The organism is Lysobacter sp. CA199, from assembly GCF_052078715.1.
GTDB lineage: Bacteria > Pseudomonadota > Gammaproteobacteria > Xanthomonadales > Xanthomonadaceae > Lysobacter.
In genome coordinates, this window is record NZ_JBQJIL010000008.1 from 18,883 (window position 1) to 32,699 (window position 13,817).

Consider the following 13,817-nt stretch of genomic DNA (forward strand, 5'->3'; position numbering starts at 1 on the left):
GCCGACGATGTCTGTCGCGACGACCTGGGCCTGGCGATCAACCCACCACCCGGAACCAATGCCGGCAATGAGCACGGCGCGGACAACACCACCTGCCACGCCACCAGCAGCGCTTACGGCATCGACAACAACGCCAGCGCCGAACAGAGCGTGGCCTTGGGCAGGACCAACCGTGTTTACGCCGCGCAAGGCGTGGCGGTGGGTCTTTCCAACACCACGACCGGCCGCCAAGGCAGCGCATTCGGTTCCGCCAATCGGGTGGGCGGCATCAGCGCCAGCGCGTTCGGCAGCGGCAACAGCGCCTACGGAAATTACAGCGTCGCCGCCGGCGACGGCAATCAGGTGCTCAACGATTACGGCAGCGCATTCGGCGCGCGCAATCGGTCCGCCGCTGCCTATGCCGTCGCCGTGGGTTTCGACAACCGCGCCGACGGAATCCGAGGCACTGCGGTGGGAGTGAGCAATTCGGTCGGCGCCAACTCGGGTACGGCGCTGGGTACGGCGAACGTGGCCGACGGCGATTTCGGCAGCGCAGTCGGCGCGGCCAACTACGCCAGTTCGATGTACGGCAGCGCGGTCGGTGCGAACAATTATGCCGACGGCGAGCAGGCCAGCGCGTTCGGTTTCAACAACAGCGCGCGCGGCTTGCAGAGCAGCGCCTTCGGACACGGCAGTCAGGCCTTAGCCGATTACAGCACGGCGATCGGCCACGGCGCCGTCGCCGATCGCGCCGACACCTTGTCGGTCGGCGCGGCCGGTGCCGAGCGTCAGATCGTCAATGTCGCCGCAGGCACGCAGGCCACCGATGCGGTCAACGTCGAGCAATTGCGCTCCACGCTGGCCACCGCGAACGCTTACACCGATACCGCGGTGGCGACCGGCGGCCCCGCCACGAATGCGTACACCGACGACCGCGAAGCGGCGATCCGCGGCGATGTCGCGACCGCGGACGCGGCGACTTTGTCTTCGGCGCGCAGCTACACCGATCAACGCGTCGGCGCGTTGGCGCATCTGGCCGACGACTTCGAGGCCTTCCGCGGCCGCATCGACGATCGTTTCCGCGATCAGGACCGGCGCATCGACCGGCAGGGCGCGATGAGCGCAGCCATGCTCAACATGGCGATCAACACCGCCGGCGGGCAGAGCCGGCGCGGACGCATCGCGATCGGCGCGGGGTTCCAAAGCGGCGAACAGGCGGTGTCGCTGGGCTACGGACGGCGTATCGGCGAGCGCGCTTCGTTCTCGCTCGGCGCGGCCTTCAGCGGCAGCGAGCGGTCCGGCGGCGTGGGATTCGGTCTGGATCTTTAGATCGCGAGCTTCCCGGCGCCGCCGGATCGTTGGCCCGCGCGGTTTGGTTCGTGGTGCGCGCCACCTCGACGGACGATGGTGAAAGCCTGTGCCATCAGTTGGGTCGCGCAGGTCGAAAAGTTCAGACCGGCTTCATTGCCTGAATGCGAGGGTGGCTCTCCTTCTCAGCCGGCCCTTCGCCATGTGCCACGTTTCTCCGGGCAGCGATCGCTTCAGCCCCGAACCGGCACGCGCCCAGGGTTTCGCTTCCGTCTTCAACATCGCGCTCGCAGTAGCGATCGGCGTTGCGTTGAGCGGTTGCGGCGCGGTGCGCTCGATCGCCGGCATCAACACGATCCATCTGCAGGACGCCCAGGTCAGCGCGATGGAAACCGACATCGGTCCGGACGTGACCACGATCTGCCCGCGCCAGCCGGTGCAGATGCATGTGACGGTCACCGCGCAATTGCCGCGTCAGCCCGCGCCCGCCGGTTACGAAACCTGGCGCGGCGCCAACGGCACCCGCCGCAACGGCATGCTGGATTTCCGCAACTTCACCTTCTCCAGCGCGCAGGGCCGGTTCGACGAATTGGGTTGGTTCACGCCCAATCCCGACGTGCTGGCGACGCTCGACAGTGGTTTCGCGATCAGCACGCAACTGCTGCATCCCAACGCGCAGCTGGCGCAATCGCGGCATTACCCCGCCGATTACCGATGCATCCTCAGCGTCGGCGCGCCCGGCGGGCCGGGTCAGCCCGGCAGCGGCGGGGCCAGCGGTTACAGCGGCAGCGACGGACGCAACGGCTTCGATGGACAACACGGTGGTTACGGCGGCCGCGGCGGCGATGGCGCGCCTGGCGGTCCGGGTTTCAATGGACCGCAACTGCGCATGTATGCGACCTACGTGAGCACGCGTTCGTATCCGAAGTTGATCGCGGTGCGCGTGCTCGGCGATTTCGAAGATCTGGTGTTGGCGCCGGCGGATCGTCCGCTGACCTTGGTCGCGGTCGGCGGCATCGGTGGCGCGGGCGGCGATGGCGGCATTGGTGGCAGCGGCGGCGATGGCGGACGCGGCGACGGCGACAAGGATCGTCCCGGTTACGGCGGCGAAGGCGGGGACGGCGGCGATGGCGGTTTCGGCGCGCCCGGCGGCATCGGCGGCGATGGCGGTCGCATCGAACTGATCTACGACCGGCGTTATCCCGAGTTGGCGCATTTGCTGCATTTCGATGTATCCGGCGGACCGCCCGGTCCCGGTGGCGACGGCGGCAGCGGCGGCAGTCAGGGCAGTGGCGGCGGTGGCGCGCGTCCCGGTCGCGATGGACGCTACGGCGACTCCGGCGGTTCCGGTCCGGACGGCGTGCCGGGACGGCCGGGGCAGGCGGAATTCGGCCCGGGCGAGGTGTCGATGTACTTCAATGCGTTGCCGGGGCTGCGGATGCTGTGAGCCGCGCGGCGGCGTGAGTGCGGCAGTCGATTCGCCGCCGCACCCGCACGGCCGGTACGTTGGCCAACCGGCGCCGCGACGCGGCGGTGCGACGCGCGCCCGGCGAAACCTCGCGCTTTATTCGTCCGGCAGCAGCTTGCCCGGATTGAGAATGCCGTCGGGGTCGAACACACGCTTGAGTTGCCGCATCAGCGCCAGCGTCTGCGCGCCCACTGCCTGCGGCATGAAATCGCGCTTGGCCAGACCGATGCCGTGCTCGCCCGATAACGTCCCGCCCAACGCCAAGGCCAGTTCGAACACATGGCCCATCGCGGTGTGGGCGCGTTGGTTCTGCGAGGCGTCGGCGGGTTCGTAAAGCAGATTGACGTGCAGATTGCCGTTGCCGGCGTGGCCGAAGCACACGATCGGCAGATCGAATTCGCGCGACAGCGCCTGCACGCCGTCGACCAGTTCGGGAATGCGCGAGACCGGCACCACCACGTCTTCGTTGATCTTGCCCGGCGCCAGCGTGCGCAACGAAGGCGACAACGCCTTGCGCGCGGCCCAGAGTTTTTCGCGCGCGGCCTCGTCGGCGGCGTCGTCGAGCGAGATCAATCCCTCGCCATCGGCGGCGCGCTTGAGCGCCTGGATCGAGTGCGGCAGGGTGTACGCGTCGCCGTCGGCTTCGATCATCAGCAGCGCGCCGGCATCCAGCGGCAGGTCGGCGCCGCCGACATCGCGCGCGAGCCGCACGGCATGGCCGTCCATGAACTCGAGCATCGACGGCGTGACCGGTTGCGCCATCAGCCGCGCGACCGCGAGCGCGGCCGAGGACACGTCGCGATACGTCGCGCGCAACGCGGCGCGCGCCGGTGCCGATGGCGTCAGCCGCAGGCTGGCTTCGACGATCAATGCGAGCGTGCCTTCGCTGCCGACCAGAAGGCGATGCAGGTCGTAGCCGGTGGAGCCTTTGGTGGTGGCCGTGCCGCAGACGATCAACTCGCCCGCGCCGGTCACCGCGGTCACCGCCAGCACGTTGTCGCGGCTGGCGCCGTACTTCACCGCGCGCGGGCCGCCGGCGTTGCAGGCCAGGTTGCCGCCGACCGTACTGAAGGCCGCGCTGGTCGGATCGGGCGGCCAGAACAGTCCGTGTTCTTTCAAGGCCTGTTGCAGATCGCCGTTGAGCACGCCCGGTTCGACGATCGCGCATCGGTCGCCCGGGCGGATTTCGACGATCCGGTTCATGCGTTCGAACGACACCACCACGCCGCCGGCGATCGGCACCGACGCGCCGGTGGTATTGGTGCCGCGGCCGCGCGCGACCACCGGCACGCGGTGGCTCCGGCACGCGCGTACCAGCGCTTGCACCTGCTCGCGCGTGCGCGGCAGCGCGACCGCGTCGGGCAAGGATTGGCGGCGCGAGTTGTCGTAGGCGTAGGACAGGCGCTCGCCAGGATCGGTCAGCCAGCCCTCGCCGAGCAAGCGCGCGAGTTCCTCGTGCAAGGCCGGCGGCAGACGCGAGTCGGCGGCGGCGCTCATCGCGCCGGTTCCGCGCGTGCGAACGTCCGCCGCAGGCCGGCGCCCAGCGTTCCCAAGGCGAGCGCCGGCACCACGATCCAGCGTGCTTCCGACCACAACACTTCCAGGCCGCGCGCGCTGAAGAAACGCGCGCCGATCGGCGAGACCTCGATCGGCCTCCAGGGCGCGAAGATGCGCGCATCCGACCACGGCCAATACAAAGCCACGCCGAGCCCTCCGTCGGTCAAGGCATCCAGCGCGGGATGCGAGGCCGCGCACAGGAACAACCACAACGCCACCCGCCACGGCGGCGCGCGCAACCAATGCGAGGTCATCGCGCCGAACACCGCGATCAAGGCGGCGAACGCGAAGGAATGGCTGGCGCCGCGATGGCCGAAATCGTCGGCATAAGCGATGCCGAGCTTGAACGCGACCACATCGGCGTCGGGCAGCATCGCCACCAGCGCGCCGGTCAGCAACAAACGCGGAGGAACCGCGCGCGAGCCGAGCGCCCAACCCAGGGCGAGCGGGACCACGGCGTGGGTCATGACGGTGGGCATAGCGCTTATGGTATCGCCGCGAGCTGCCGGCCGCTCGCTCGCGCCTCGGGCACGGTGTTGGCAATGGATACGGGCGTCCGAGCAGGGTGGATATGCAGCCCGGCGACAAAAATCCCGATCACCCGTTGTAGGAGCTGCGTAAGCTGCGACCGCGAAACACGCTTGCGTGGTGGGTGTGGACTCGCGGTCGCAGCTTGCGCAGCTCCTACAGCGGGGCTACACGCAGCGGCCTTGACTCCAAGACTGCTCGAGCGAACGTGGTTGCCGCCTCGCAGCTAGATATCGTCAGCGCGAAACGCATCGCGCAGCCAGTGCAAGCTCGGCCGGGCCGGATCGCCGTCGGCTTCGATCACATCGAAACGGCAGGGGCTGTCGGCATACGCCGGATGCGCGAGCAGAAACGCTTGCGCGGCCAGTACCAGCTTGCGGCGCTTGCGCGCATCCACCGAAGCCGCGCCGCCGCCGAAGCGGGCGTCGCGGCGATAGCGCACTTCCACGAACGCCACGACGGCGCCGTCGAGCATCACCAGATCGAGTTCGCCGAAACGGTAGTTGGCGTTGGCCGCAATCGCACCCAGCCCGTGTTCGAGCAGGTGCGCGCGCGCCGCGGCTTCGACCGCGGCGCCGAGCCCGCGACGGTTCGTCATGCCGTGCGCGCCGCGCCGTTGTCCGTATCAGCGCCGCGAAGCATCCGCCAGCGGCACTGCGACGCCGCTGCTGAAGGTCGACCATGCCGGCGTGCGCAGCACGGTGCCGCCGCCGTCGATGCGCAGCACGCCGGTCGCACCGGCGATGTACGCGTCAGGACGCGTGGCCAGGCGTTCCAGGTAGGCGCTGAGCTGCCAGGCGTCGTAACCGAAGGCGAACAGCCGCGCGCCTGGGCCGCGTGCGGTCGGCAGGGTCTGGGCGACGCCGACCGCCGGCGGCAGTCCGCGGATGCCGCCGGCGGTCCAGGTTTCCGACGGGAAGGCGATGCCGTCGAGCACGCGGTCCTGTTCCGGCTTGCCGGTGCCCGACAACAACTGCGAAGTCGCCACGCGCGGCTTGTCGGACAGGCCGGCCAAGGCGAGCTTGGGAATCAGCGTGCGCGCCGAACTGCCTTTGACCGCCAGGAACACCGCATCCACGCCGCCTTCCTTGGCCACGAACGGGCCCAGATCGGCGGTGCCTTCGCTGATGCTGTCGGTGAGCACGGCGCCGTTCGAAGCCAGGCGTTCCTTGAGCGCGGCGATCGCGCGGCGCTGGCTGTCGTCGCCGCCTTCGATGGCGAGCACGCGCTTGGCCTTGCGTTCGAGCAGGTAATCGGCCGCGGCCAGACCCTCGTCTTCCGGCGTCAGCGAGAAGCTGACGTTGCCGCTGGGCGGGGCGACGTTGCCGCGATTGAGCGCGAGCACCGGCACCGGCAACGCGTCCTTGCCGAACACCGCGCTGACCTCGTCGCGGCCGAGCGGGCCGATCACGAAATCGCTGCCGTCGGCGACGGCCTTGTCGTAAGCGGCCAAGGCGCCGCCGGCGGTACCGGCGGTGTCGTAGAAGAATATTTCCGGGCGGCGCCGGCTTTCGCCGTAGTAGGCGGCGTTCAAACCGTCGCGCACTGACGCGGCGGCGACCGCGGTGGGGCCGCTGGACGGCAGCAGCACCGCGAGCTTGACCGGCGGCCGGTAACCGTCGGCCTCGGCCGGCGGACGCTGACCGGCGTTGAAGCGCCAGTCCGAGCTGCGGTCGAACGGACGCGGCAACGGCAGGCCGCGCTTCATCAGCGCGCGGCCGACGAAGTTGTACAGCGGGTCGCCGGCTGCCAGCGCGTTGGCTTCGCGGCTGAGCGTGGCGTCGTCGAGATTGGCCAGCAGGCGTTCGATCTGTTGTTCGTTGGCGCTGCGCTCGGCGCCGGCCAGGCCGGCATGAGCGCGCGCCAGATGGCTGGCCTGGGCCACCATCGGGTTGGAGGTCTGGGTCGCAGCGACCGGGCGGGTCTCCACGCTGGCGCAGCCGCCGAGCACGGCGGTGGCGGCCAAGACGCTGAACATCCATGTCAAGGCGGGCCGGTTTTTCTTATGAGTCATCGGCTTGCATTCGCCGCGCAGCGGCGTTCCTATGGGACCGGTTAGGATTCTACCCGGCCATGAGTAGCGGTGAATCATTTCCGGCGCCTGCGCTTCAGGTACGGCGCGGGCGTGGGGGTGTTGGATACGCGAACGGCGCGGTGTCGCCGTCGACTCCCGCCGATACACGCCGTTCGCCGCCCCTTCCCGGCCACCCCATTCAATTGAGCACGATGCACACTCCCGGCACCTTACATATCGTCGCCACCCCGATCGGCAATCTCGGCGACCTCACGCCGCGCGCGCTGGAGACTTTGCGCACGGTCGCGGCGATCTGCGCTGAAGACACCCGGCATACGCGGCAGTTGTTGTCGCATTTCGGCCTGGAGCGGCCGTTGTTGGCGCTGCATCAGCACAATGAAGAGCAGCAGGCCGCGCAACTGGTGTCGCGTCTGCAAGGCGGGGATTCGCTGGCGTTGGTATCGGATGCGGGCACGCCCTTGGTCAGCGATCCCGGCTATCGGTTGGTGCGCGCCGCGCGCGCGGCCGGGGTGCGGGTCTCGCCGGTGCCGGGCGCCTGCGCCGCGATCGCCGCGCTCAGCGTCGCCGGCCTGGCCTCGGACCGGTTCAGTTTTGAAGGTTTTCTGCCGGCCAAGGGCTCGGCCCGGCGCGAACGGCTCACCCGTCTGGCGGCCGAGCCACAGACTTTGCTGTTCTACGAATCGGCCCACCGGATCGAGGAAACCCTCGATGACATGATCGCTGTGTTCGGCGCGCAGCGCGGCGCGGTGATCGCGCGCGAGCTGACCAAGCTGTTCGAAACCGTGCTCGACGGGTCGCTGGCCGAACTGGCCGCGCAGGTCAAAGCCGATCCGAACCAGCGCAAGGGCGAGTTCGTGGTCATCGTCGAAGGCGCCGGCGACGATGCCGATGCCAAGGTGGTCGAAGGCAAGCGCATCTACGCCAAGCTCAGCGAACACCTGCCGCCGTCGACCGCGGCGAAGCTGGCCGCGGAGTTGAGCGGGGCGCCGCGCAAGGCCTTGTACGGCAGCGGCGAATGAGCGCCGTCGATCAGCCCGTCGGCGGTGGTTTGCGCAGGGGGCGCATCGCCGCGACCAGTTGATCCAGCAGTTCGGGCCCTGCGACCACTTCGAAGAACCAACGGTCTTCGGAGATGAAGATCGGCAGACCGTTGACCTGCAGGGTCCGTTCGCCGCCGTCGATGCTGAAGGAGCGCTCGCCGTCGATTTCGGTTCGGCGGATCGAGCCATAGGCCGGCCAGAACGCGGCCTGCAGTTCTTCCTCGGTCCAATCGGGCAGGCGCGCGGCGAGGCTTTCGGCGTCGAGCAAGCCGGCGCGGCGGAGCATGCCGCGCGGGTACAGCGGGAAGTGGTCTTCGGGGTCGTCGCTTTGCATGTTCGGCCGCTCCTTGCCGCTGACGGGGTGTCGCCAATTTAACCGCGCGACGGCCGATTGCCCGCGGCGCGTGCGACAATGCCCGCGCGGAGCAGGCCAGGCAGTCGCGTCATCGGATCGCAAGATCCGGTGCCGAGGAAAGTCCGGGCTCCACAGGGCACGGTGCCAGGTAACGCCTGGGCGGCGCGAGCCGACGGAAAGTGCAACAGAGAGCAGACCGCCGAACGGCCCGCAAGGGTGCGTGGTAAGGGTGAAACGGTGCGGTAAGAGCGCACCGCGAGTCCGGCAACGGACCGGCACGGCAAACCCCACCGGGAGCAAGACCAAATAGGGAGACTATGTCGCGGCCCGCGATGTCTCCGGGTAGGTTGCTTGAGCGTAACGGTGACGTTGCGCCTAGAGGAATGACTGTCCACGACAGAACCCGGCTTATCGGCCCACTCCGCGCTTCTTAGGCATTCGCCTAAGAAGCCCCAAAGTTTGCGGTGCAAACTTTGGGCCCCAGCTTATTGGCATCCAAATCCCCGCCCCTTCGGGGCGCCCCCCTTTACTAAAGGGGGCTCTCGTATTGGCGGGGCGCGGCGATTTGTGCGCGTGCTCTTCATCGCTTTTTTTGCCTTAGCCCTCTCCCGCTTGCGGGGTAAGCGGGCGCTGCTTGCGAGCCGTCGGCTCGCGCGTCCGCGAACGCCCAAACGCTATGCGTTTGGGCTGGGGCGGGTTGGGTGAGGGCGCGTGAAGCGCAGCGTTTGCGCAAGTCGGGCCCCACGCCCTCATCCGGCCCGTCGGGCCAGTGTCTCCCGCTCGCGGGAGAAGGGTTCGATCTACTGCGCCGCGCCGATCTGCTTCATGAAGGCCTGGTTGTCCCAGAACAGCCACTCCTCGACCATCACCCCGTTTTCCCACCGGCCGATGGTGGCCATGGCGAGCTTGAACGGTTTGTGGGTCGGCGCCAGTGTCTTGCCGTCGCCCAGCGGCATCGGCTGGCTGAAAGTGCCTTCCATGACTCCGGTCACCGCGGTCAGGTTGCCCTGGGCGATCTTGACCGGATGCACTTTGATCCGGGTGTCGGGCGCGAACACGAACTGCGGCTTGAGCTCGGCGATGTGCGCGTCCAGCCCGGTCGTGGTGCGCCCGTCGGGGTAGTGGACGACGATGTTCTGGGCGTGGCTCTTGTGGAAGTCGTTCCACTGCTGGCCGCTGTAATGGACGAAATCGAGTTCGTCGAAGGTCTGCAGGTGACGGTCCTGCTGGGCCTGTTCGGCCTGCAGGCGCTTGAGGATGGTCGCATCGGCGGCCGCGGCGGTCAGCGGCGCCTTGGCCGATTCGTCGCGAGCGCAGCCGGCCGCGAACGTGGCAATGAGGGCCAGGGGCAGGACCAGTCGGCCGGCGCGCAAGACAGGGGCGGGCATGGGCGGTTCCAAGAGAAAGTTGGGGTCACGCTAGGCCCTGGGATGTGAACCGAATGTCGGACTCCGCCGTCGGCGGCAGGCACGCGCACTGCGCCCACAGCGATAGTTGCCAGCGATCAGGCCGGGAAAATCGATCTTCTACGCCGATCTTGCAGTAATGCTGCCGCGCAGCATGGGCTGGACAACTGTGATCCAGTTCGCTCTCGGGTCACTTTGTGACGTTCAGAGTCTCAAAACATGAGACGAAACAAAGGCTAGTGGATAAGTCTTGAATAAGACTCTCAAGTTCGTTGCAAGCCATTGATGCGCCTAGCGAAATTTCGCCCGGAAAGTTGTTGACAACCCTGTGGGCCCTGCTAATGTGGACATCCGAGGGAAAACCTGGGTTTTAGTGGTTTTCGGAGGCTCCGCCCAAGTTGGGCGAACGAACTGAGGTGACCCGTCCGGTAGAGACGGGAGCCGCAAAGGTGCGCAGATGTTCCAAGGCGAAACCGCCATCACGATCGACGACAAGGGACGGCTGGCGGTACCCACCGCTTACCGCGATCTCGTCGCGCGCGAATGCGACAACCGCCTGGTCATCACCTACAACCCGTTCGAGTCCGGCTCGCTCTATCTGTATCCGCTGTCGATCTGGGAACGCGTCCGCGATCAGGTCAACAAGCTGCCCAAGGTCAAGCAGGTCAATCGCAACATGCAGCTCAAGCTGGTCGGCGCCGCGGCGTTCGTGGAACTCGACGGCAACGGCCGCATCACCGTGCCGGCCAGCCACCGCGCCGCGGTCGGCATCGAGAAGAAGGCCGTGTTGCTGGGCATGGGCGACAAATTCGAACTTTGGAGCGAGCAGGCGCATCACGCGCAGATCCGTCAGACGATTACCGACGACGATCTGAGCGACGAGCTGCTCGACCTGCAGCTATGACGGGCGGTGGCATGGAACGCACGCACGCGCGGTCCGGCCACCTTCCCGTGATGTACCGACAGGTGCTCGAAGGCCTGCGGGTGCACGGGAACGGCGCCTATCTGGACGGCACGTTCGGACGCGGCGGGCATGCCCGCGGCGTGCTTTCGCAATTGCAGGCCGGAGGACGGCTGTTGGTGATGGACAAGGACCCCGAGGCGATCGCCGTGGCCGAACGCGAGTTCGGCGGCGATCCCCGCGTGTCCATCTATCGCGGCAGCTTCGCCGATCTGGCGCAGTGGGATGCCACCGCCGGCGGCCTGGACGGCGTGTTGCTGGATCTGGGCGTGTCCTCGCCGCAGCTCGACGTGGCCGAGCGCGGTTTCAGCTTCGGCAAGGACGGCCCCTTGGACATGCGCATGGACCCCGACAACGGGCTCAGCGCGGCGGAATGGCTGGCGACGGCGAGCGAGAAGGAGATCGCGGACGTGTTGTGGATGTATGGCGAGGAACGGCAGAGCCGCAAGATCGCGCGCGCTATCAAAGCGCCCCGCGACGGGCAGCCGTTGACCCGCACCGCCCAGCTCGCCGACCTGATCGCCTCGGTGATGCCGCGCGGCGATCAGAAGATCCATCCGGCCACCCGCAGCTTCCAGGCCATCCGCATCTTCATCAACCGCGAGCTGGCCGATCTGGAACTCGGCCTGGACGCCGCGCTGGCGCGCCTGAAGCCCGGCGGCCGGCTGGCGGTGATCAGCTTCCATTCGCTGGAAGACCGCATCGTCAAACAATTCATCCTGCGTCACTCCAAGGCGCCGCCGGCCAACCGCCGGATGCCGGTGGAGGTCGACTTCACCCCGGTCCTGCGCGCCATCGACGGCGCGCAGAAAGCCGAGTGGGAAGAGACGGCCGACAACCCGCGCGCGCGCAGCGCGGTGTTGCGGGTGGCTGAGAAGCTGGAGGCGGCGGCATGATGCGCCTGCTGCTCGCCCTGCTGATCGTCGCCAACGTGGTCTCCGCGTTGCTGGTGGTGTTCGCGCGTCACGAGCACCGCCAGTTGTTCGTGCAGCTCAACAAGCTGCAACGCGAGCGCGATGAGCTCAACATCGAATTCGGCCGGCTGCAGTTGGAGCAGGCCACCTGGGCGGAAAGCAACCGCATCGACCAGGTCGCCCGCGAGCGCATCGGGATGAAGTTCCCCGAAGGCGGCGAAACCGTGGTGATCCGACCATGAGGGCCGGACCATGAGCGGGCGCAAGAACAAGCGCGGCGGCCGCAGCGGCCCGCTCGATCGCGTGCTCGGCGAACGCGGCAACCGCGGCGGCGGCCTCGACCGCCTGGTCGAGAACCTTGGCGAAGGCTTCGCGCGTCTGCGCGAGGAACGCGCGCGCGCCGGCAACAAGCCGCGCAGCCGCAGCGCCCAGTTCAATCTGCGCAACCGCCTGATCCTGGTCGGCGGCGCGCTGGGGCTGTGCTCGCTGGCGCTGGTGGGCCGGGCGCTGGACCTGCAGGTGATCAGCAACGATTTCTATCGCCAGCAGGGCGACGCGCGTTCGCTGCGCGAGATTCCGATTCCGACCTCGCGCGGCATGATCACCGACCGCAACGGCGAGCCGCTGGCGGTGTCCACGCCGGTCGAGTCGATCTGGGGCAATCCCAAGGAACTGGCCAAGAACCCCGAACGCCTGCCGGATCTGGCCAAGGCCCTGGGCGTGGCGCCGGATGAACTCGCGCGCAAGCTCTCGCAGCGCTCGGGCAAGGAGTTCATGTACCTCAAGCGCCGGATCAATCCGGACGAGGCGCGCAGGATCCTCGCGCACAAGGTGCCCGGCGTGTTCTCGCAGCGCGAATTCCGCCGCTTCTACCCGCAGGGCGAGGCGATGGCGCACGTGTTGGGTTTCACCAACATCGACGACCGCGGCCAGGAAGGCCTGGAGCTTGCGTTCGACCATGAGCTGCGCGGCAAGCCCGGCACCAAGCGGGTGATCCGCGACGGCGCCGGCCGCATCGTCGAGAACGTCGACCTGGTGCATTCGGCAGAACCGGGCAAGGACCTGACCCTGACCCTGGATCGCCGCATCCAGTACCTGACCTATCGCGAACTGCGCCGCGCGCTGCTCGACACCGGCGCCAGCAGCGCCTCGGCGGTGGTGCTCGACATCGAGACCGGCGAAGTGCTGGCGATGGCCAATCTGCCGACCTACAACCCGAATCTGCTCGGCGCCGGCAACCGCGACACGCATCGCAACCGCGCGATCACCGACGTGGTCGAGCCGGGTTCGACGATGAAGCCGATCACCGTGGCCGCCGCGCTCAACGCCGGCACGGTCAAGCCGACCACCCTGGTGCACACCGAGCCGGGCTGGATGCCCAATGGCCGTTACCGCATCACCGATACCCATAACAACGGCACGTTGACCGTCACCGGCGTGATCACCAAGAGCTCCAACGTCGGCGCGGCCAAGCTCGCGCTGCTGCTGCCCAACGACTACTTCTACAAGTTCATCCACGGCTTCGGCTACGGCAGCAAGCCGGGCAGCGGTTTCCCGGGCGAATCCTCGGGCCTGCTCGCGCCGCCGCAGCGCTGGAGCGGCACCACCAAAACCGGTATGGCCTACGGCTACGGTCTGTCGGCGACGCCGATGCAGATCGCGATGGCGTATGCGGCGATGGCCAACGGCGGCAAGTTGATCCAGCCGACCTTCGTCAAGGGCCAGCGCAACGAAGCGCGCCAGGTGCTCGATCCGGCCGTGGCCGGCGAAATCATGCGCATGATGCAGACCGTGACCGAGCCCGGCGGCACCGCCAAGCAGGCCGCGATCCTGGGCTATCACGTCGCCGGCAAGACCGGCACCACGCGCAAGTTCAGCGCCACCGGCGGCTATTCGAAGAAGTACGTGTCGCTGTTCGCCGGCGTAGTGCCGGTGGAGAAGCCGCGCTTCTCGATGGTGGTGGTGGTCAGCGAACCCGATCCGACCAAGAAGGGTTACTACGGCGGTTCGGTGTCCGGCCCGGTGTTCCGCAACGTTATGGACGGTGCGTTGCGCCTGATGGACGTGGCGCCGGACGACATCGAAACCTGGCTGGCGGTGCAGGCCGCGGCCGAAGCCAAGCGACTCAGGCAAAACGGCGGCAAGCCGAGCGGGCCGGTGGTTCCGGCCGCGTCGACCGCGGCGCATCCCGCGACGTCGCCGCCACCCATCGCCGCCAGCGCGGTCGCGCAGACTCCGGTCCACGGAGGCGCGCGATGAGCCGCCT

The 13,817-nt window shown here is 68.0% G+C and carries 12 protein-coding genes, 1 other RNA gene and 2 pseudogenes; 9 read left to right on the plus strand and 6 right to left on the minus strand.

Annotated features, from left to right (window positions below):
* Positions 1–561 precede the first annotated feature (561 nt).
* The 3 genes and pseudogenes from ACTOWJ_RS15165 to ACTOWJ_RS15175 all read left to right on the plus strand — a co-directional run.
* Positions 562–879 (plus strand): annotated as a pseudogene (locus tag ACTOWJ_RS15165) (YadA-like family protein); the annotation flags it as partial.
* Between the two features lie 57 nt (positions 880–936).
* A pseudogene (locus ACTOWJ_RS15170) lies at positions 937–1,308 on the plus strand (YadA-like family protein); the annotation flags it as partial.
* Between the two features lie 181 nt (positions 1,309–1,489).
* On the plus strand, positions 1,490–2,734 hold the full coding sequence (locus tag ACTOWJ_RS15175; RefSeq protein WP_441335475.1) for a hypothetical protein: 1,245 nt from the start codon (positions 1,490–1,492) through the stop codon (positions 2,732–2,734).
* A gap of 117 nt (positions 2,735–2,851) precedes the next feature.
* On the opposite strand, the gene ACTOWJ_RS15180 is transcribed toward ACTOWJ_RS15175, so the two are convergent.
* From ACTOWJ_RS15180 to ACTOWJ_RS15195, 4 genes are all read right to left on the minus strand, one after another.
* The gene (locus ACTOWJ_RS15180) at positions 2,852–4,252 is read right to left on the minus strand and encodes an FAD-binding oxidoreductase (RefSeq protein ID WP_441335476.1); all 1,401 of its coding nucleotides are present in this window, start codon (positions 4,250–4,252) and stop codon (positions 2,852–2,854) included.
* Positions 4,249–4,791, minus strand: coding sequence for a metal-dependent hydrolase (locus ACTOWJ_RS15185; RefSeq protein ID WP_441335477.1), 543 nt, complete (start codon positions 4,789–4,791; stop codon positions 4,249–4,251). The genes ACTOWJ_RS15180 and ACTOWJ_RS15185 overlap by 4 nt, the downstream gene beginning before the upstream one ends.
* 275 nt (positions 4,792–5,066) lie before the next feature.
* Complete coding sequence (locus ACTOWJ_RS15190; RefSeq protein ID WP_441335478.1) at positions 5,067–5,438, minus strand: YraN family protein; 372 nt, start codon at positions 5,436–5,438, stop codon at positions 5,067–5,069.
* A gap of 27 nt (positions 5,439–5,465) precedes the next feature.
* Positions 5,466–6,806 (minus strand): penicillin-binding protein activator, encoded by a 1,341-nt coding sequence (locus tag ACTOWJ_RS15195; protein ID WP_441335479.1) that lies wholly within the window; start codon positions 6,804–6,806, stop codon positions 5,466–5,468.
* 260 nt (positions 6,807–7,066) lie between these two features.
* Here ACTOWJ_RS15195 and rsmI point away from each other — a divergent pair, with 260 nt between their 5' ends.
* Positions 7,067–7,894: a 16S rRNA (cytidine(1402)-2'-O)-methyltransferase gene (rsmI, locus tag ACTOWJ_RS15200; RefSeq protein WP_441335480.1), complete on the plus strand. Its 828-nt coding sequence runs from the start codon at positions 7,067–7,069 to the stop codon at positions 7,892–7,894.
* A 10-nt stretch (positions 7,895–7,904) separates the two neighbouring features.
* Here rsmI and ACTOWJ_RS15205 read toward each other — a convergent pair whose 3' ends face one another.
* Entirely contained in the window at positions 7,905–8,249 is a 345-nt protein-coding gene (locus tag ACTOWJ_RS15205; protein WP_441335481.1) for a hypothetical protein, read from the minus strand.
* A gap of 88 nt (positions 8,250–8,337) precedes the next feature.
* Here ACTOWJ_RS15205 and rnpB point away from each other — a divergent pair.
* An RNA gene (gene rnpB, locus ACTOWJ_RS15210) (RNase P RNA component class A) lies at positions 8,338–8,697 on the plus strand.
* Positions 8,698–9,070: 373 nt separating this feature from the next.
* Here the strand turns inward: rnpB and ACTOWJ_RS15215 are convergent.
* The gene (locus ACTOWJ_RS15215; RefSeq protein WP_441335482.1) at positions 9,071–9,658 is read right to left on the minus strand and encodes an ester cyclase; all 588 of its coding nucleotides are present in this window, start codon (positions 9,656–9,658) and stop codon (positions 9,071–9,073) included.
* Positions 9,659–10,133: 475 nt separating this feature from the next.
* On the opposite strand from ACTOWJ_RS15215, the gene mraZ reads away from it, so the two are divergent.
* The 4 genes from mraZ to ACTOWJ_RS15235 are packed head-to-tail and all read left to right on the plus strand — an operon-like array spanning position 10,134 to position 13,810.
* Positions 10,134–10,580: a division/cell wall cluster transcriptional repressor MraZ gene (gene mraZ / locus ACTOWJ_RS15220; protein WP_057944121.1), complete on the plus strand. Its 447-nt coding sequence runs from the start codon at positions 10,134–10,136 to the stop codon at positions 10,578–10,580.
* Between the two features lie 11 nt (positions 10,581–10,591).
* Complete coding sequence (gene rsmH / locus ACTOWJ_RS15225) at positions 10,592–11,533, plus strand: 16S rRNA (cytosine(1402)-N(4))-methyltransferase RsmH (protein ID WP_441335483.1); 942 nt, start codon at positions 10,592–10,594, stop codon at positions 11,531–11,533.
* Positions 11,530–11,793 carry a cell division protein FtsL gene (gene ftsL / locus ACTOWJ_RS15230; protein ID WP_215059394.1) on the plus strand — a complete coding sequence of 88 codons (264 nt, stop codon included), beginning with the start codon at positions 11,530–11,532 and terminating at the stop codon, positions 11,791–11,793. Before rsmH ends, ftsL begins: the two co-directional genes overlap by 4 nt.
* Positions 11,794–11,803: 10 nt before the next feature.
* Positions 11,804–13,810 (plus strand): peptidoglycan D,D-transpeptidase FtsI family protein, encoded by a 2,007-nt coding sequence (locus ACTOWJ_RS15235; RefSeq protein ID WP_441335484.1) that lies wholly within the window; start codon positions 11,804–11,806, stop codon positions 13,808–13,810.
* Positions 13,811–13,817 lie beyond the last annotated feature (7 nt).